This window comes from Lishizhenia tianjinensis, assembly GCF_900116425.1.
Lineage (GTDB): Bacteria > Bacteroidota > Bacteroidia > Flavobacteriales_D > Crocinitomicaceae > Lishizhenia > Lishizhenia tianjinensis.
On the sequence record NZ_FPAS01000002.1, the window covers coordinates 60,289 to 80,526 of the forward strand.

Annotated in this window: 16 protein-coding genes; 11 read left to right on the forward strand and 5 right to left on the reverse strand. The window is 35.1% G+C overall.

Features of this window, described 5'->3' with window-relative positions; translation table 11 throughout:
* The first annotated feature begins 408 nt into the window (after positions 1 to 408).
* The 11 genes from BM327_RS07070 to trpS all read left to right on the forward strand — a co-directional run bounded on the left by BM327_RS07070 (position 409) and on the right by trpS (position 15,084).
* Positions 409 to 1,518 carry a glycosyltransferase family 4 protein gene (locus tag BM327_RS07070; RefSeq protein ID WP_170853705.1) on the forward strand — a complete coding sequence of 370 codons (1,110 nt, stop codon included), beginning with the start codon at positions 409 to 411 and terminating at the stop codon, positions 1,516 to 1,518.
* Between the two features lie 67 nt (positions 1,519 to 1,585).
* Positions 1,586 to 2,815: a glycosyltransferase family 4 protein gene (locus BM327_RS07075; RefSeq protein WP_090247673.1), complete on the forward strand. Its 1,230-nt coding sequence runs from the start codon at positions 1,586 to 1,588 to the stop codon at positions 2,813 to 2,815.
* The gene (locus BM327_RS07080; protein ID WP_090247674.1) at positions 2,812 to 3,777 is read left to right on the forward strand and encodes an ATP-grasp domain-containing protein; all 966 of its coding nucleotides are present in this window, start codon (positions 2,812 to 2,814) and stop codon (positions 3,775 to 3,777) included. The genes BM327_RS07075 and BM327_RS07080 overlap by 4 nt, the downstream gene beginning before the upstream one ends.
* Positions 3,770 to 4,420, forward strand: coding sequence for an HAD family hydrolase (locus BM327_RS07085; RefSeq protein WP_090247675.1), 651 nt, complete (start codon positions 3,770 to 3,772; stop codon positions 4,418 to 4,420). Before BM327_RS07080 ends, BM327_RS07085 begins: the two co-directional genes overlap by 8 nt.
* 2 nt (positions 4,421 to 4,422) lie before the next feature.
* Positions 4,423 to 5,577 carry a LegC family aminotransferase gene (locus tag BM327_RS07090; RefSeq protein ID WP_090247676.1) on the forward strand — a complete coding sequence of 385 codons (1,155 nt, stop codon included), beginning with the start codon at positions 4,423 to 4,425 and terminating at the stop codon, positions 5,575 to 5,577.
* A 67-nt stretch (positions 5,578 to 5,644) separates the two neighbouring features.
* On the forward strand, positions 5,645 to 6,856 hold the full coding sequence (locus BM327_RS07095; protein WP_090247677.1) for a polysaccharide biosynthesis protein: 1,212 nt from the start codon (positions 5,645 to 5,647) through the stop codon (positions 6,854 to 6,856).
* A 54-nt stretch (positions 6,857 to 6,910) separates the two neighbouring features.
* Positions 6,911 to 7,582: a sugar transferase gene (locus tag BM327_RS07100; RefSeq protein ID WP_090247678.1), complete on the forward strand. Its 672-nt coding sequence runs from the start codon at positions 6,911 to 6,913 to the stop codon at positions 7,580 to 7,582.
* Between the two features lie 36 nt (positions 7,583 to 7,618).
* Positions 7,619 to 8,722: an MraY family glycosyltransferase gene (locus BM327_RS07105; RefSeq protein ID WP_090247679.1), complete on the forward strand. Its 1,104-nt coding sequence runs from the start codon at positions 7,619 to 7,621 to the stop codon at positions 8,720 to 8,722.
* Between the two features lie 55 nt (positions 8,723 to 8,777).
* The gene (locus BM327_RS07110) at positions 8,778 to 9,569 is read left to right on the forward strand and encodes a polysaccharide biosynthesis/export family protein (protein WP_090247680.1); all 792 of its coding nucleotides are present in this window, start codon (positions 8,778 to 8,780) and stop codon (positions 9,567 to 9,569) included.
* A gap of 1 nt (position 9,570) precedes the next feature.
* Positions 9,571 to 11,967 carry a GumC family protein gene (locus tag BM327_RS07115; RefSeq protein WP_090247681.1) on the forward strand — a complete coding sequence of 799 codons (2,397 nt, stop codon included), beginning with the start codon at positions 9,571 to 9,573 and terminating at the stop codon, positions 11,965 to 11,967.
* A 2,148-nt stretch (positions 11,968 to 14,115) separates the two neighbouring features.
* The gene (trpS, locus tag BM327_RS07120) at positions 14,116 to 15,084 is read left to right on the forward strand and encodes a tryptophan--tRNA ligase (protein WP_090247682.1); all 969 of its coding nucleotides are present in this window, start codon (positions 14,116 to 14,118) and stop codon (positions 15,082 to 15,084) included.
* An 819-nt stretch (positions 15,085 to 15,903) separates the two neighbouring features.
* Here trpS and BM327_RS07125 read toward each other — a convergent pair.
* From BM327_RS07125 to BM327_RS07145, 5 genes are all read right to left on the reverse strand, one after another.
* The gene (locus BM327_RS07125; protein ID WP_090247683.1) at positions 15,904 to 16,257 is read right to left on the reverse strand and encodes a hypothetical protein; all 354 of its coding nucleotides are present in this window, start codon (positions 16,255 to 16,257) and stop codon (positions 15,904 to 15,906) included.
* Between the two features lie 357 nt (positions 16,258 to 16,614).
* Positions 16,615 to 17,454 (reverse strand): outer membrane beta-barrel protein, encoded by an 840-nt coding sequence (locus BM327_RS07130; RefSeq protein WP_170853706.1) that lies wholly within the window; start codon positions 17,452 to 17,454, stop codon positions 16,615 to 16,617.
* 677 nt (positions 17,455 to 18,131) lie between these two features.
* Positions 18,132 to 19,154, reverse strand: a complete 1,023-nt coding sequence (locus BM327_RS07135; protein ID WP_090247685.1) for an anti-sigma factor — start codon at positions 19,152 to 19,154, stop codon at positions 18,132 to 18,134.
* A complete protein-coding gene (locus BM327_RS07140; RefSeq protein WP_090247686.1) occupies positions 19,151 to 19,639 on the reverse strand; it encodes an RNA polymerase sigma factor in 489 nt (162 codons plus the stop codon). Before BM327_RS07140 ends, BM327_RS07135 begins: the two co-directional genes overlap by 4 nt.
* A gap of 92 nt (positions 19,640 to 19,731) precedes the next feature.
* On the reverse strand, positions 19,732 to 20,124 hold the full coding sequence (locus tag BM327_RS07145) for a four helix bundle protein (RefSeq protein WP_090247687.1): 393 nt from the start codon (positions 20,122 to 20,124) through the stop codon (positions 19,732 to 19,734).
* Positions 20,125 to 20,238: the final 114 nt, after the last annotated feature.

A 20,238-nucleotide genomic window follows, 5' to 3' on the forward strand; every position in this document is an offset into this window, starting at 1 on the left:
TGAACCTTAGTAATCTTGTGAAAAAGTTGATTCTTGTTAAAATGTAATCTTAATCGAGTTTTAAACATCATCCAATAGTCTCCTCTTTTGTAGCACTAACAACAATAAATTTATGACAAATGTTTTGAAAAATTATAATTACAAAATAGACAGATATTCATTAGCGGATAAGGTCTAAAAGATAATTAATTAGAAACAAAATCTTTAATTTAAATGTGCTTGGTTTAATAGCCCCGACGAGATTATGAAGAGCTGTTTTGTTGTGGGTAATGGGTTGAAAGTTAGGTTTTACTTTAAAGAAAACAGCAAATTAAATTAGAAATTGTATTATAGGTTTTGAGGTATAATCACGATCTTGATCCAATACAAGTATAAATAACAAACACATATTTAAGAATGATGCTTCACTTGACAAACGATTATGCTGGATCTCAGGTATATAAGAATCTAATTTGTGAATTAGATAAGTACGGTGTTCAACAAACAATATATTCTCCTATAAGAAATGTAGAGAGTATAGATAAAAATAAAGTAAAGTTAAGCACAGAAGGATCGAAGATTATTTATAGTCATATTCTTAATACTCATACCGATCGAGCATTCTACAAACGGAAAGTAAAGAAGATTTTAACCGATGTAGAAGCCAAAATAGATTTTCAATCAATAGAATGTGTTCACGCACACACTTGGTATAGCGATGGGGGAGTGGCTTATGAGTTGTATAAAAAATATAACATTCCGTACATAATAGCAATAAGAAATACTGATTTAAACTTGTTTTGGAAACTGCCGCATTTAAAAAAATATGGCTTGGATATTTTAAAAAATGCCTCTCGAATTATTTTAATTTCAAAAATATATGAGAATAGAATTTTGCTTGATCAAAAAATAAACCCAATTATAACTTCGAAATATAATGTTATTCCAAATGGAATTGATGATTATTGGGTTAGAAATAGAGAATGCAACAAGCAAAAAGTCAGCGATACACCTCAATTACTTTTTATTGGTAAGTTTTCGAGGGTTAAAAATGTTACGACATTAATACATGCTGTTGAATACTTGGAACAAAATGGTATAATCTGTGAGCTTAATCTAGTAGGTGGTGGAGGTAAACAAGAAGTTAAGGTATTAGATTATATTAAAAATAAAAGGAACATCACCTATCACGGAAAAATAATGGATAAGGATCGTCTCAAAGAGTTTTATAGAAATGCCGATATTTTCACAATGCCCTCTAAATCCGAAACTTTCGGATTAGTCTATTTAGAGGCATTATCGCAAGGTATTCCTGTGGTTTTTACCAAAAATGAAGGAATCGATGGACTCTACAGTAACAAAATTGGAGAGGCTGTGGATTGTAATAGTGCTCAAAATATAGCCGAAGGAATTAAAAAAATTATTTTGAATTATGATGAATATAGTTTTGATTATAACACAATAACATTGAATCATGACTGGAAGGAAATCGCTTTAGAATATCTGGATATCTATACGACATTAAAAAATGAAAAATAGACTTTGTGACTTTTAAGGTTGTTTGTCTTGTGTCAAATAATACTAAAACAATAATTCAATTTTAATTATGAAAATTTTATTAATTCATCAATACTTTCTAGAACTCGATGATGCGGGAGGTTCCAGATGGAACGAAATGGCTGAAACTTGGACGAGTTTAGGACATGAAGTAACTGTAATAGGGGGGATGATGCATCCTAACGGTTCTGAGAAAAGGCTAGAATATAAAGGCAAACATTTCGTTAGAAAGCAGCATGGTAAAGTAAATATACTCAGGTGCCACGTGTCAGAAAGTTATAATTCTAGTTTTACTGGACGTTTATGGGGTTACTTCTCATTCATGTTTTCTTCACTTTGGGGAGGCCTATTTAAAGTAAAAGGAAAATATGATGTAGTACTTGTAACTTCACCTCCATTGTTTGTTGGTTTCAGTGGTTATATTGTTTCAAGGCTTAAAAGAATTCCTTTAGTTTTTGAAGTGAGAGATTTGTGGCCAGAATCAGCCATTGATACGGGAGTTCTTTCAAATAAAATGATTATCAAACTGGCATACTGGTTTGAGAAGTTCATTTATAAGAAATCAAAACTCATTAATGTATTGACTCCAGCTTTTTACAACACCTTAAAAGATAAAAAAGGGATTGCAGAAGAAAAACTTGCGATGATACCAAATGCTGCAGACTTTACTTTGTCAGAAAGAGTGTTGAATAATTTTGATAGGGATAAGTTTAGAAAGGAGCATGACTTGGAAGGAAAATTTGTACTTACTTATGTCGGGGCACATGGAGTTGCAAATCATTTGATTCAGGTGTTAGATGCGGCAGAGTTATTAAGAGATACAGCGGTTCTTTTCTTACTCATAGGTCAAGGAATGGAGAAAGAAAAGTTAATTAAAGAAGCTACAAAACGAAAACTTGAAAATGTTAGGTTTCTGGATCCTGTTCCAAAAGCCGAGGTATTTCAATATATCTTAGCTTCAGAAATGGGAATGAGCGTATTGAAAAAGGTAGATACATTCAAGACTATTTATTCTAACAAAACTTTCGATTATATGTCTTGTAAAACACCAATATTAATGGCTATTGATGGAGTTTCGAGAGAACTTTTGGAAAAGGCAGGTGCAGGAAGCTATGTAGAACCTGAAAATGCGGAAGCATTTAATTCTGTAATAAGGGAATACATAAAAAATCCAGAAAAACTAAAGATTCAAGGAGACAAGGGATATGCGTATGCAAAAGAAAATTTTGACAGGCGAAAATTGGCAAATAAATATTTAAGTTTAATAGAAAAAGTATGAATATTTTAATTTCTTCCGCTGGTAGAAGGGTTTCGTTAATAAGAGCTTTTCAGAAAGAATTGAAAATTTCAGGTTTGAAAGGTAAGGTATTTACTACAGATTTAAATCCCGCTTTATCTGCGGCTTGTCAAATTAGTGATAAGGCTTTTAAAGTCAGGAAAATATCTATGGAAGGGTCTGTAAATGAACTTTTGAATATTTGTCTCGAAAATATGGTTTCCTTAGTGGTACCAACTATTGATACAGAATTAAAAATTTTAGCCGAGAACAAAGAGTTATTTAGAGAGAAAGGCATAGAAATTTTAGTATCTGATTTAGATTTTGTCAATAGTTGTAGGGATAAACGAAAAATTCATGATTTCTTCGATAGTTTAGCTATTACAAGAGCTTTAGAATTTTCAAAAAACGACCTAAGATTTCCGGTTTTTGTGAAACCATATGATGGAAGTCGATCGCAAGGAGTATTTTTGTTTGAAAATATTAGTGAAATACCACATGAGGTTTTTCAAAATCCTAAAAACATGTATTTACAATATTTCAATAATAAGGATTATGATGAGTTTACTGTTGATATGTATTTCAATAGAAAAGCAAAATTAATTTGTTCTGTACCTCGTGAGCGTATATTTGTCCGTGATGGAGAAGTCAATAAGGGGTGTACTCGTAAAAATGAAATAGTAAATTATCTTAAGAAGAAATTTGATGGTATTTCAGGATTGCGAGGATGTATCACTTTACAAATCTTTAAACACAAAACGGAGGATAAATATTGTGCAATTGAAATTAATCCTAGATTCGGTGGAGGCTTCCCTCTGAGCTATAAAGCAAAAGCTAATTTTCCAAAATGGATCATCCATGAGTATTTATTGGGTGAACAAATAGATGAATATTTTGATGAATGGGAAGATAATTTACTGATGTTAAGGTATGATGATGAAGTTTTAGTGCACGGTTATGAGTAGTAAGAAGGATATAATCGTTTTTGACTTGGATGATACATTGTATCAGGAGTTAGAATTTGTAAAATCCGGGTTTTCTTTTGTTGCTAAGAAATTAGAAGGCGAAAACTCATTGACACTTTATTGTTGGATGCTTTCAAGATTTAGAAATAATTTAGATGTATTTGATCATTTATCTCAAGAATATGCGGTAAGTGTTGATCAACTTTTGAATTGGTACAGATATCATAATCCGAAAATATCAATTTCTCAAAGTACAAAGGCATTGTTGGAATATTTAAATGAAAGAAATTATTTACTAGCCGTCATTACGGATGGAAGGTCAAAAACTCAACGGAATAAATTAAAATCTTTAGGGATTGATAGGTATTTTTGTAAAATATTAATTTCAGAGGAGGTTGGCGCATCAAAACCTAGCTCTGTGGCATATAAGCTAATTGAAGAGGAATTTCCAAATATGACTTATTGGTACATTGGTGATAATACAAGTAAAGATTTCACATATCCAATTGCTAATAATTGGAACTCAATTCTTAAATTGGATAATGGCACAAACATTCATACAAATTCGTTTAAATATTTGGAGGTACTTAAAGAATTGAATTTAATTGTTAGTGAATTAGACGAATTAATTAAATATTTTTGAAAATGATCCCCTTATCGATACCACAACTCGAAGGAAACGAGTGGAAATATGTTAAAGATTGCATAGACACGGGTTGGATTTCTTCAGCAGGATCCTATGTAAATCAATTTGAACAAATGGTTGCCGAATATGCCGGTGCAAAATATGGGGTAGCCTGTATGAATGGTACGGTCGGTTTGCACATTGCTCAAATTTTGTCTGGAGTAACCCAAGACGACCATGTGTTGGTTCCTAACATTACTTTTATTGCTACTTTAAACGCAGTAAAATACACGGGAGCAACGCCAATTTTAATAGATGTAGATGCCAATAATTGGCAGATGGATTTAGATCTGTTGGAAGACTTTTTAAGTAACAGTACATCATCAAAGAGCATAGAAGGTGCAACCTTTACTTTTCACAATACTACAGGGAAACGCATCAAAGCGATTATGCCTGTACATGTTCTTGGAAATATGGGAGACATGGCCCGATTAAGTGAAATATGTGAAAAATATCATTTAGATATCATAGAGGATAGTACGGAAGCACTAGGCTCAATCTTTAAGGATAAGCATTCGGGGACTTTTGGTAAGTTTGGTGTATTTAGCTTCAATGGTAACAAAATCATTTCTACAGGTGGTGGTGGTGTAATCGTTACTGACGACAAAGAGTTGGCAGAGAAAGCCAAACATTTAACAACTCAAGCCAAGGTGAGTGCCATGGATTATATACACGATGAAATCGGTTACAATTACCGATTAGTAAATGTATTGGCCGCCATAGGTGTAGCACAAATGGAAACTTTTCCCAACCTATTGGAAAATAAGCGTAAGATGGATGCCTTTTATAGAAAGGAACTAGAAGGAGTTGGCGACATTATTTTTCAAGTGGTAGATGAAAGAGTAAATCCGAATTGTTGGTTGTTTACTTTCAAGACTTCTAAAATGAGAGAGCTCTTGGCTTATTTGAATGAAAATGGTGTTCAAAGTAGACCTTTCTGGATGCCGATGAATCAATTAGAGATGTTCAAAAAGGAAATTTATGTTTCAAGTGAAGATGTTTCTTCTAACATTTATAATACAAGTATTAGCATCCCAAGTTCTGCCGGGATTACATTAGAACAGCAAAAGACAGTTGTTTCAACGATAAAAGAATTTTATAAAACCCAGGGTTAGATAGTTGAAATTTTGCAGATTCAAGATATCGCGAATTTTCTTTTTACCCTCTTTCGAATAAGAAAAAATGAACTTAATTGACATCCCAAATTTCATCAAGGAATACATTACAAAACGACCAGAGAGTTTATTCGTCTCAGATATTGAGAAGAACAAAAAACTACTTTCTGAAAGAATTAAAGGAAAGTCCGTTTTGGTGATTGGTGGAGCTGGAACTATAGGCTCGTCGTATATTAAAGCTGTGTTGAAATTTGAACCAGCTAAATTATATGTGGTAGATACCAATGAAAATGGATTGACTGAATTAACTAGAACCCTACGATCAGATGCAAATCAATTTGTTCCTGAGGACTACAAGACCTATCCAATGAACTTTGGGGATCCTGTATTTAGAAAGATGTTCTTAGCGGAGGGGCCATTTGATATTGTGGCAAATTTTGCTGCACACAAGCACGTAAGAAGTGAAAAAGACAAGTACTCCATAGAAGCGATGATAGACAATAATGTCTTTAAAGCGAAAGAGTTTTTGGATTTATTATTAGAGTATAAACCAGAGCACTTCTTTTGTGTATCGACAGATAAGGCAGCGAATCCAGTTAATGTAATGGGAGCGAGTAAGAAATTGATGGAGGAGGTGATTATGGCCTATTCAGATCAATTGCAGATTACTACAGCGCGTTTTGCGAATGTGGCATTTTCGAATGGATCTTTGTTGGCAGGTTATGTAGAACGTCTATTTCAACATCAACCTATTTCTTGTCCGGCGGATGTAAAACGATTTTTCGTATCACCAGAGGAAAGTGGACAAATCTGTATGTTAGCATGTATGTTGGGAGAATCATCAGATATTTACTTTCCAAAATTGGCCGAAGAAGAGATGGTTTATTTCAAAGATATAACGCTTGACTTTTTTCAAGTATCTAATCGACCTATTGTAGAATGTAAGAATGAGCAAGAGGCTAAAGATAAGGCCTTGGTCATGACAGAAAAAGACCCTTATCCTGTTTACTTTTTTAATTCTGATACTTCTGGCGAAAAATTATACGAGGAATTCTATACAGACTCTGACAAAGTAGATTTTGAAAAGCACAATGCTCTAGGCGTAGTAAAGAACGCAAAGAAATTGGCTTTACCTCAAATAGAGGAAACAATCACTGATTTGAAAAAGTTGTTGAATTCAGGTGATTATGACAAGAGTGCCATAGTCGCCGTGTTGAAGAAATATTTACCCGACTTCGAGCACATAGAAACAGGAAAGAGCTTAGATCAAAAAATGTAAGATAAAGGATTCAATTTTTGAATTCTTGAATTGTTAAATCTTTGAATTAAAATAATGTATAAAATATTAAAACGCCTATCTGATATCCTAGTATCAGGAATCTGTATATTGATATTATCACCACTTTTAATACCTATTATGATAGGACTCAAATTAACAGGGGAAGGATATATTTGGTACCTACAAGAAAGAGTCGGCTACAAAAACGAGAAATTCAGCATTATAAAATTTGCTACTATGTTGAAAGACAGCCCAAATATGTCTGGTGGTGCTATTACAACAAAGAGGGATCCTCGTATAACCCCTATGGGTGGTTTTTTAAGGAAATCAAAAATTAATGAATTACCGCAGCTTATCAATATTTTCAAAGGAGATATGAGTGTTGTTGGACCAAGACCAGTGATGCAAGTTAGTTTTGACGCTTATCCAGATGAAGTACAAGAAGTGATATACAATGTACAACCAGGCTTAACGGGAATTGGTAGTATTATTTTCCGAGATGAGGAGGAATTAATCACTTTAGTTAAAGATAGAGGTGAGGATACCTGGGATTTTTACAAGAATAAGATTTATCCGTTTAAGGGTGAAGTTGAAAAGTGGTATCAATCCAACCAAGGGTTTGCAACAGATTTAAAAATTATATTTATTACGGCGTGGGTGATTCTATTTCCAAAAAGTGAAATTGTTTATAAAGCCTTTAAAGACCTCCCTGCACGTAAATTTTAAGAATAATCTTAATTTTAGCCCTAATAACGTCTTATTATGACCTATCAAGAACTGTTTTATTATCTAGGATTATTTGCGGGGAGCTTTACACTCACCTTCTTGTTGGTGCCCAAAATTTCTTTGGTCATGAATGCCAAAAAGATTTTGGATGATCCCAATGATAGGAGTTCACATAAAAAGGCCGTGCCTAATTTAGGAGGAATTGCTTTTTATATTGTATTGATGTTATCTTTCTTTTTTGTGGATAAACAAGATCAATATAATACCATCATTACTATACTTCCTGGTATTACCATTTTATTTATTTTAGGGTTAAAGGATGACTTGGTGGCCCTATCTCCTAGGACAAAATTGGGAGGACAATTTTTAGCATCCTTGTTTTTGGTATCTCAAGCCCAATTTAAAATCTATAATTTTCATGGTTTTTTAGGTATTCATGAGGTTCCTGAAATTGTAGCTATTCTAGTAAGTGTGTTCTTAGTACTAGCAATTATCAATGCCTTTAATTTAATTGACGGAATTGATGGTTTAGCCAGCATAGTGGCTTTAATCATCTTTGGGTCCTTTGCTGCGGCTTTCTTTTATGTAGGCAATGCCTTCTTGGGATCCATTTGTTTTGTGATGTGGGGAAGTTTGATTGCTTTTTTACGTTATAATCTATCTTCTGAAAAGAAGATCTTCATGGGAGATACAGGATCTATGCTCTTAGGTTTTGTGATTGCCATCATGTCCATACGTTTTGTGGATTTAATGAATTACGATACTTCATCTTTGATCTTAAGAAAGTACAATGTACCCTATATTTTGTTGGCCGTCTTAATCGTTCCCTTTTTTGATACTTTAAGGGTATTCGTTATACGCTTAATGAACAAACGTGGGCCCTTTTCACCTGACAGGAATCACATACACCATTTATTGATAGACTTCAGAGCCATGAGTCACGTAAGGGCAAGTATTTGGATAGGTTTGTGCAACTTGGTCATCATCATTTTGTTCACTTATTTTGCGACCTTTTTCAACCAGTGGTTCATGTTTTTAGGGACGAGTGTGCTTTGCGTGTGTGCAGTAGTTTATTTCTTTCTCATCAACAAAAACCGCGAAGCCATGCGTGTAAAAGTTAAAATGCGCAAGAAAAGCTAAGAATGTCTAGAGATTATCCTTATTTTCGCGAGTTCATACAAAGTCCTATACCGCAATGATTCAATTACAGCGCGCAATTTTAGTACTAATATTACTAGTACCTGTTTTATTCTCTTGTAAAACCAAACAGAAATTGGTTTATTTTCAAGGTCCTACGATAGACAGTTTAGCATCGAATTTTGAAACAACTTTAGAGGTGGATGATATTGTTTCTATTGTAGTTACAGCGGATGACCCTGAACAAGCTGTACAATTCAATTTTCCAGATGTTGGTGCTCGAAGTACACTGAACAATGGATATACTCAGGGAAACCCGGTTAGGAATGCCTATTTAATTAATAAGGAAGGGTATATTAATTTCCCTGTTTTGGGTAAAGTAAAAATAGGTGGCTTGGAGAGGACCAAAGCCGTTGAACTTCTTGAAAATAAAATTTCGGCGTACATCAATAACCCCGTGGTTCAAATGCAAATTGAGAATTTTAAAGTAACTGTTTTAGGAAATGTTTCAAGACCGGGAACGTTTAAAATACCAAACGAAAGAATTACTTTGTTAGAGGCAGTTGGTTTGGCGGGGGATTTGAAACTGACAGGAGTCCGTAAGAATGTTTTAGTTATTCGTGAGCAAAATGGCGTAAGATATGAGTATAGAGTAGATTTAACATCTAAGGAACTCTTCACCTCTCCAGTATATTACCTAAAACAGAACGATGTGATTTATGTTGAACCCAACATGGCGGCACGATCTCAATCAACTTTCTTTAGAAATAACAGTGGAGTATTCGTATCTATAGTTTCTGTAATCGTATCATCGATTTACTCAATCACAATCATAAGCAGCAATAATTAGTATGAATAATAGTGAGATACATGATGTTTCTTCTGAGGAAGAAGGGGTAAATATTAAAGATATTTTAGAGCGTTATTTATTTCATTGGAAATGGATAATGATGGCTATTATATTTTGTGTATGTATTGCCTACGTTTATTTGCGTTATACGAATCCCTTTTATGAGTCTAAGGCAACGGTCCTCATCAAAGATGATAAGGGAGGGGCTGGTTTTTCGGAAATGGACATGATGAAGGAACTCGGTTTCGGAGGAGGTTCTGGTAGTCTGGAAAATGAAATTGAAATTTACAAGTCGCGCAGTATATTAGAGAAAGTAGTACGTAACTTACAGATTAACAAGAGTGTTGTGGCTGTAGGAGATAGATCTGGCTTGGAGCGTGTAGAATTGTATCATAATTCACCCGTATACTTTGATTTTAAAATTACGGACAGTGTTGCTTTCACCAAGACTAAAGAATTTGAGCTTAAAATTCTTTCAACTGGAGAATATGAATTAAGAGGTGAGGGTGAAACGGAGTTAGCACCTATTAAAACTCAATATGATACTTGGAAAAATATTGGTATTGGTGAAATTCGAGTAATTAGAACAGAAAAGTACAATCCGGATTTACTAGGAAGGAAATATGTATTGCGCGTGGCTCCTGTAGAAAGAGTCGTAACAGGATTAAAGAAGCAATTGAATGTATCGGCAGTGAATAAGGATGCGGATATTTTGAGCCTATCTATCCAAGGAGAGGTCATTCAGAAGAACAATGATATCTTGAATGAAGTAATCAAGCAACACCGAAAGAATGCCATATTAGATAAGAACGAGGTGGCAGAAAACACCAGTAATTTTATCAACAAACGTTTGGAGTTGATTCAAGAGCAATTGACAGAGATAGAGAATGTGGGTGAAAAATTCAAAACGGATTATGGTTTAATGGATGTTGCTTCGGATGCACAAAAATTTTATGAGCAGCAAGCTGAGGCGGAAAAAGCAGTAACCCAAGCAGAGATTCAAGTCAACTTGGCGAACTACATGACGGAGTATTTGGTGGATTACAAAGATAACTTCGAAGTTTTATTGCCGGCCAACCTAGGGTTTGAAGATCAGGCCATCAATCAAATGACGGCCAAGTACAACGAGTTGGTCTTGGAAAGAAATGAACTATTAAAGTCTTCTTCTCCTATTAATGCGAACGTATTGCGCATAAACTCACAATTGGAGCAAATCAAGGCCAGTTTAGTAACCGGTTTGGATAATTTAAAGTCACGTTTAAAAATTCAATTAGGGATATTAAGAGATCAGAACAAGGATTATCAAAAGAAGATTGCTACCCTTCCGAAATTTGAAAAAGAATACAGAAGTATTTTACGTCAACAAGAAATAAAGGAAAGTTTGTATTTATTTCTTTTGCAAAAGCGTGAGGAAAGCGAAATTACCTTGGCATCTACCATCAGCAATGCTAAGCCTATAGACATGGCCTATTCAGATGGAATACCTGTAAGTCCGAAGAAAAAGATTGTATTCCTAGGCGCATTTCTATTGGGTATATTGATACCAGTTGGAATTATCTACTTGCGCGATTTATTGGATAATAAAATCCACGGTCAAGAAGACATAGAAAAACTGAATTTACCTTTTATTGGATCAGTTCCAATGAACGAGGAAAAAACGAAGATCATTACACAAAAAGATGCACGTAGTCCAATAGCAGAGGCATATAGAATCTTGCGTACGAATTTGAATTTTGTATTAGATAAAAACATAGAGGGCGGTAAGGTTATCTTCTCAACGTCTACCATACCTGGTGAAGGGAAAACTTTTACATCCTTGAATTTAGCCTACTCTTTATCCTTTACGGGTAAAAAGGTAGTAGTTGTTGGTTTGGATTTGCGTAAACCGAAATTGTTGGAATATGTAGACATGCCGCAAGGAAAAGGAGTTTCTGATTTCTTGGCAACCCCAGGTTTGAAATTGGATGCCATTACCCGTAAATCTCCGAATACGGAGAACTTGTACTACATTTCTTCGGGTTCTATTCCACCAAACCCATCTGAATTGTTGATGGAGGATCATTTGGGAGTTATGTTTGAAGAATTGCGTGCAAAATATGATTACGTTATCGTTGATACACCGCCAACAAGTTTAGTAGTTGATACAGTTTCAGCTGCGAAATATGCAGATGTGGTATTGTACGTTGCTAGAGCAAACTACCTAGACAAGCGTTTGTTGAAGTTCGCAAGTGATTTCTACAAGAATGGGAAATTAGGTAAAATGGCCATGATAGTTAATGGTGTGAAAACCAAAGGTCGTGGTTATGGTTATGGCTATGGATATGGTTACGGCTATGGCGTAGATTTCGACAATGATCAAAAGAAAGGAATTTTAGGATGGTTTAAGCGAAAGTCTTAATCCTTATATAGAATTAATTTGAAAAGCCTCGTTTAGTTAGCGGGGCTTTTTGCTTTTTAGTCAAAAGTGATAAGTGAAAAGTGACAAGTAGTCGTTAGTGAAAGTCCGCAATTTGAATGCTCTGTGACCTTTGTGAAATCTCTGCTTGCTTTGTGGTTAATACCACGCATTCTTCATGTTGCAATAATTTTTTTGAAATAAAGCTCTTTTTTGTTTTAGACTTCGTACTAGGGTTATGTTCATTTCTTTTCCATCGATGAAATTAAACGAACCAAAGAAAACGCTAGGCTTGGACGATTCAATGATTCAACAATTCAATAATCCAAATTTGATTGATTTGAAGAATTTGTAATTTAAACCACGCCTTAATTTTCTTGCTCTTTACTCACACTGTATGCTATTTTTACTCGCACTCACCACTGTCTTTAAATCTTTAAATGGCAAACTAAAAGTTTGTACTTAAATTTTTAAATCAATCCATCAAATCTTTCAAATCATCAAATTCCTCAAGTCGAAACGCATCTCCGCAAGTCTGACCACTATCTCTTAAGATACTATGATTTCACTCTATACTCTTTCTTTTTCTTGCTCAATTCTCAAACTGTATGCTGCTATTTGGGGTTCGAGGAACGAGAAGTATAGAAGGCCCTTACCCTTGAGACCATTTTATGCCTACTCTGTGACCTTTGTGAAATCTCTGCTTGCTTTGTGGTTAATACCACCCATTCGTTCTCTTGCTCTATACTCAAACCATGAACTGTCTCTGCTTATTGTTATTCTTTAAATCCTTAAATGATTCCCGCAGGGAAGAATTAAATTTTTAAATCTCTCAAGTTGGAACCACAACCTATCGAACATTCAAACAACCAAACCAAATAAACCACCTGCGAGAATCCACAGTTGACAAGTATTCCTTCATGTCCTATCTTTGAAACAAGCTAATCAACCTAACCTAGCCCAGACCTAAAAATTTATCTAACCTAACCAACGTAAAAGTAAAGCCTCGTCTAATCAGCGGGGCTTTTTACCATTTAGTCAAAAGTGATAAGTGAAAAGTGACAAGTAGTTGTTAGTGAAAGTCTGGAATTTGAATGCTTTGTGACCTTTGTGAGATCTCTGCATACTTTGTGGTTAAAACCACGCGTTCTTTCTTTTGCTTAATACAAAGACTATGAACTGTCTCTGCTCATTGTTATTCTTTAAATCCTTAAATAATTCACGCAGTGAAGTTTTAAATATTTGAATCTCTCAAGTTCCAACCTCAAGCCCTTCAAACAAAAGCACCCACTTGCGAGAATCCACAGTTGACAAGCGTTGGTTGTTGGTGTATCTTTGAAACAAGCTAATCAACCTAACCTAGCCCAGACCTAAAAACCTATCTAACCTAACCAATGTAAAAGTAAAGCCTCGTATAACCAGCGGGGCTTTTTACCTTTTAGTCAAAAGTGATAAGTGAAAAGTGATAAGTAGTTGTTAGCGAAAGTCTGGAATTTGAATGCTCTGTGACCTTTGTGAGATCTTTGCTTGCTTTGTGGTTAAACCCCAGAATATTTTTGCCGTGCATGATTCTTTTCTGTAAATACTTAAATAATTCCCGTAGGGAAGAATTAAATTTTTAAATCTCTCAAGTTGTAACCTCAAACCATCAAACAAAAGCACTCACCTGCGAGAATCTACAGTTGACAAGCGTTACTTCATGCTGTATCTTTGAAACAAGCTAATCAACCTAACCTAACCTAGCCTAAGACTAAAAAACTATCTAACCTAACCAATGTAAAAGTAAAGCCTCGTTTAATCAGCGGGGCTTTTTACCTTTTAGTCAAAAGTGATAAGTGATAAGTAGTTGTTAGCGAAAGTCTGGAATTTGAATGCTCTGTGACCTTTGTGAGATCTCTGCTTACTTTGTGGTTAAACCCCAGAATACTTTTGTCGTGCATGATTCTTTTCTTTAAATCTTTAAATAATTCACGCAGTGAAGACTTAAATTTTTAAATCTCTCTGGTTCCAACCTCAAACCTTAAAACAAGGAAACTTTCAACCCTTGGAAATATCTTTCCCCCATAGTACTGGACCCTGATTCGTTGAATTATTGAATCCTTGGTTCAATTATCCAGAAATCTATTTTATTTTTGGACAAAATCAATAGAAATGGCAAGAGTTTTAACAGGAATCCAAAGTACGGGTATTCCTCACATGGGGAATATATTGGGGGCAATTGCTCCAGCCGTAGAAATGGCAAACAGTGAAGACAATGATTCGTTGTTGTTTATTGCAGACATGCATTCATTAACACAAATTAAAGATGGTAGTGAATTACGTGAGAACACCTACGCTGTGGCTGCAACTTGGCTTGCTTTCGGACTAAATCCTGAAAAAACTATTTTTTACCGTCAAAGTGATATACCTGAGGTGACGGAATTGACGTGGTATTTAAGTTGTTTCTTTCCTTACCAACGTTTAACATTGGCGCACTCTTTCAAAGACAAAGCCGATCGCTTAAGTGATGTGAATGCAGGTTTGTTTAACTACCCAATGTTAATGGCAGCAGATATCTTGTTGTATGATGCCGAAATTATTCCTGTAGGGAAAGATCAATTGCAGCACATAGAGATAACACGTGATGTAGCGTCTCGTTTCAATAACATCAATGGGGAGGTATTTGTACTTCCTGAGGCTAAAACGAGTGAGGAAGCGAAGATTATCCCAGGTACGGATGGACACAAAATGAGTAAATCCAGAAATAACTTTATCAATATTTTCCAGACGGATAAGAAATTGAGAAAGCAAGTGATGGGAATAGAAACGGATAGTAAAGGTTTGGAAGAACCAAAAGATCCGGATACTTGTAATGCTTTTGCTTTGTATAAGTTGTTGGGAACACCAGAGCAAATTGAAGCGATGAGAGCAAAGTATGAAGGTGGAAACTATGGTTACGGTCATGCTAAACAGGAATTGTTTGAATTGATTTGTGATAAGTTTGCCCATGAACGTGAACGCTTTGCTTATTTAATGGATAATAAACACGAAATCGACGAAGCTTTGTCCATTGGTGCAGAAAAAGCTAGAAAGATAGCTAGTGCCACCTTAAAACGCGTCAGAGCGAAAGTAGGATATTAGTTAAATGAAGAGTTAAGAATTGTGAATTAAGAATTCCGGGAATGGAATTGTAAATATATCCCTTGCCTTTTGGTGAGGGATTTTTGCTTTTTAGTCAGAGGAGATAAGAGAGATGTGGAAAACAATTATTCGTAAACTTCGTCTTCCCTCAGCACGGCGCAATAAACGAACCAAATAAAACACTAGGCTTGGAAAATTCAAAGATTCAAAGATTTAAAGATTTAAATTTGATTGATTTGAGGAATTTGTAATTTAAACCACGCCTAAACTTTCTTGCTCTATACTCACACTGTATGCTGTTTTATTCTGTTCTTTCTTTAAATCTTTAAATAATTCACGCAGTGAAGGTTTAAATTTTTTAATCTCTCATGTTGGAACCACGACCTATCGAACATTCAAACGATCAAACCAAATAATCCACTTGCGAGAATCCACACTTGACAAGTGTTCCTTCTTGCCCTATCTTTGAAACAAGCTAATCAACTTAATTTAACCCAGACCTGAAAACCTATCTAACCTAACCATTGTAAAAGTAAAGCCTCGTTTAATCAGCGGGGCTTTTTACCTATTAGTCAAAAGTGATAAGTGAAAAGTGATATGTAGTTGTTAGCGAAAGTCTGGAATTTGAATGCTCTGTGACCTTTGTGCTAATCTCTGCTTACTTTGTGGTTAAAACCCAGAATACTTTTGCCGTGAATGATTCTTTTCTTTAAATCTTTAAATAATTCACGCAGTGAAGTTTAAATTTTTAAATCTCCCTAGTTTCATCTTCAAACAATAAAACTGTTGATAGTTTAGGAGATAACCGTTTGATAATTTTCAATTCCAAAGTATGATGGTTTCACCTTTTAAAGATTCCTTAAAGGTTTCGCGCATTTGATCGAGTTTTTTCTTGGCTTTGATGTCGCCTATTTTAGCGCGTTGTTTGAGTTTGTAGTAAAGGTCGAGGGAAAGGCCAAATAAATCATTGTCGAGCATGCGTTTGGCTTGGTGAATTTTACCGCTGATTTCTATGAGAAAATATTCTATTTCCCCCAATTCGCTGATTTCGGCATCGGATAACTCCTCTTGTTTTAAGAGCAGGGAATAGCGGGGTAGTATGGCATTGAGTTCAGAAATGAATTTGTCCATTTCGTCTTTCATTCGCTCCTTGTTGTTATCGAATTCATTCACAGTTTCAAGTTTAACCTCAAGAAAGTTACAATTAAAAATTAGATAAACAAAACCTGTCTTAACAATCTGTTATTTAGTGCCATAGGTAGGTGTTTTGAACTATTTATTTCATTTTATAAGGGGAATAATTGAGTTGAAAATCAAATCTCTGGAAGTAGAATTATCCTTCTTGGCTTTTAATAAGTCCCTTTAGGGTTTTGGATAAATTCTTTAGATGCTACAGGGGGTTCAAATATCCTAAAATCCTTAATGCGCTGATTTATGAATTCATTTCTTAGCGTCCTTTTTAAACAAAAAAATCCACCGGTACGAAGCGTGGTACCGGTGGATCTGCTGCTAAAACTAACTTATGTTTACCTAAAACTGATACGATAAACCAAAGCTTACTTGATTGGCTTGATCGATCAAATCCTTGTCAAAAGTTGGCAGTAAATTGTAGCTGGCGTATACTCCCCAACTTCCATATCCAACTCTTACGATGGCATCTGCTTTAAAAGCATTTACGCCATAATCTCCTTTTTCTGAAAACTTTCTTTGATAACCATCAGTGTCTGTTTCTCTCTTAAGTTTTGATATTAATTTCACTCCTCCTACTATTCCTGCATTGAAATAGAAGTTATCGTCATCTTCTCTGTTGGTTGTGAACTCCAATAATAAGGGAACAGTTATATACGTCATACGTAACTTGTTTTTACTGTAGTCGGCAAGGGTATCCATTTCTGCCGTGATCTGGTTCGGAGAGTAATTATAAATGTAATTGTTTCTAAAACTGAAATTAGTAACGTTTAACCCTAGTCCAGAGGTTATTCCAACATAACCTCGAATGATGTCCAATTTACCATCCATGAAATTTAAGTTCCAATTCCACGACTTTGACGGGTCGATCTCTAAGAATTGAGCATTCGGAAAGTCGGGTTGATAACTTGAGTTAACAAAGGTGTTAACACCTACTTCTAAGCCCGACCAATTGGCTTCGCTTTTTCTTTTTTTGTTGGAAAACTCAAAATCATCTTCGTTAATGTCTACTTGTTCTGTGCTGTCATTTTCGTCGGTTTGAATAACGACTTCTTCATTTTCCCCACTTTTAATTATGATTACTTTGTTCCCGATTTTTACGGTTAAAGTATCTGGATCTTCTTGTGCAAATGCAGCGCCACCTAGTACGCTCAAAATTGCTATAACTATAAACTTTTTCATCTTTTCCATTTTTTACAAACTGAATTCAATTGTTGTAGTGTTTATAGGTAAGACTAGCGAAGGTTGATTTTGTTACAGGAAGGTGTGAAATAATTTAATAATTCCAGGATTCATCTTTCGATTATCGCTCGAGAACTTTAATTCAAGGATTCAAGAATTCAAAGATTCAAATTGGAGGAATTTGTAATTTATACCACGCCTAACCTTCTTGCTCAATACTCATACTGTATGCTGCTTTTTCTCGCACTCACCACTGTCTTTAAATCTTTAAATAGCAAACTAAAAGTTTGCACTTAAATTGTTAAATCCACCCCTCAAATCTTTCAAATCATCAAATTCCTCAAATCATCAAATTGCATCTCCGCAGGTTTGACCATTACCTTATTTAATTTATGACGATTTTGTCTGGATACCATTTTTATTCTTGCTCAATTCTCAAACTGTATGCTGAATTTATCGGGTTCATCTATACTCCATACTCACCCTCGTGACTGTTTTTGCTCACCCTCAATCCAGTTTTTTAAAACTTTAAATATCCCGATATCATCGGGAAATTAAATTATTAAATAGCTATTGATGTAGATGTGAAGCTTAGTTTTGGGAGTAACTAAAAAAGTCCAACCCTTGAGCTGAACTTTTTCCGAAATTTATCCGACCTAGGGCCGGTATGAAGAATTTTAGTTTTTCTTTAATTCAAGAGAACCTATTTTAATTTTGAATTTCCCTTTGAAGAGAGGTTTGTTTTCTTCCTTCTGAATCTCCAAGGGTTTGTTTCCCGTTTTTTTACTCACTTTGGTTAAGGCGTAGTCGACAAGTGGTGGTAGAGCATTTTCTAAGTACGTACCATTCTGTCTAGAAGTATTCATAGCCTTACTGGTTGTTGAGTTACTTCCTTCTTGAACGTTAGGTGTTGAAGTGTTTGATTTGGGGTCCGTTGTTTGGACCTGTGCAATACCATTCTTTATCCCTTGCTCTGCCAGATTTTGTTCTTGGGGTATCGTAATTTTTGGAATTACTTTGTTCTTAACTAGGCTGTCCGTTTTCGACGGAGCAATATTTGTGTTAACAGAAGTGTTTTTATCCTTTGTTCCATTTATGTCTTTCTTTTCAAGTCCGTTCTCTTCTTTTACAGACAAAACCGGTAATTCTTCTTCTTCAACCTTAGTGTTTTGAATTGGAGTAGAGTCCTTTTCTTTAACCAAAACCGCATGTTGAATTTCGGGTTGGCTGATGTCATTGTTAAAAAGAAATAGCATGGTCAAACTTGCTGCAACCGCCATTAATGCAGGCCATAAAATGATAGTAGATCTGCGTTTTAGTTTTCCTTTATGGGTGTAAGTGAAAGTTGCAGGCTTTAAATAAACCTGTTGATAATGATCAAAACTCGTTTGAAGACCTTTTGAAGTTGCAATTAATTGTTCAACGGTCTTACATTGAGACTCCGTCAATATTCCCTCGTGATAGGCAATGATTTTATCTTCATTTGACATCTGGTCAAACGCAGGAAGTGATTCAAATTTTAGGGCAGATTTATTGGTGTAAGAGATTTCAGGAGCTTCTAGCGCTTCTAAAAAATCATCCTCCACTCTAAGGTCTGGATGAAGAGCAAGGAAAGACTCAAGCTCCGCCACCAAAGCAGGGTCAAGATCACCTTCTAGGTAATCCATGTAGAATAGCTCGTAATTTTCTCTTGTTATCATACTAATATATCTATGCGCTTTAAATACGCTTTTAAACTTTTTCTAGCTCTGAAAATGTACACCTTAACTTGACTAGCGTTCAATTCGAGTATATCTGCAATTTCATCGTAGCTATACCCTTCATAATCGCGTAACAATACTGCAGACTTTTGCACTTCGGGTAAAGTGTTTAATGCTTGCTCCAAATGTTGTTGAATGTCAAAGTTTGGAATATCCGAACTTCCCGCTTGTTGTTGACTTACATTTTCCATATCACCGCTACGTTTCTCTTTTTTAATTACATCCAGTATGCTCGTATAAGCTGTGGTAAACAAATAGCTTTTAACTTTCGAACCCTGTATGTCCTCATGTTTTTGCCAAACTTTCGCAAAAGTTTCCTGTACAACGTCATCCGCCAACATCTCATTTCTAAGATGCTTAATCGCGAATCTGTATATTCCATCAGAATAGATATCCACAGCGTTATTGTACTCTTTAACCGTCATAATTAGCAGCGATGCTTATAGGTAAGACTGATGAGTTACTGAAAAGTTACACACTAAATTTGAAAAATTCGAAGATTTGATAATTTGAAAGATTATTTTTTGTGTTTATTCCCGTTGTGTGATGTTGATTTTAGATACTTAATGAAGTGCTTTAGTTGTCTTGAGATGTACCTAACACGATCTTTCAATTCATTAAATTCACTAGTTGTGATAAAGTTAAAGTCCATAGCTCTCATAAGTTGGGAACGTAGTTCTCCAGCACTACCTTTGGCTATGAAAAGAAATTGTATGAATTCTTTATTTCCTTCTCTTTCGAATCCTTCAGCGATGTTATCCATAATGCTCCCAGCGGTTTTTAATAAGTGATTTTTTAAATAGCCATTAGAAAATTCAGGTTTCGGATCGAGGACATCGTACAATGCATTATTAAGTGCTCTTGATAGTTTCCATACTTCTAAGTCCTCAAAGTTTTGATAGGTTGACATAATTAAAGTTTTAGGTTGAGACTATAAATTACAATTTTTTTCCGAGCTTGCGAGGAAATCCCTCAAATCCCTCAAATCCCTCAAATCCCTCAAATCCCTCAAATCCCTCAAATC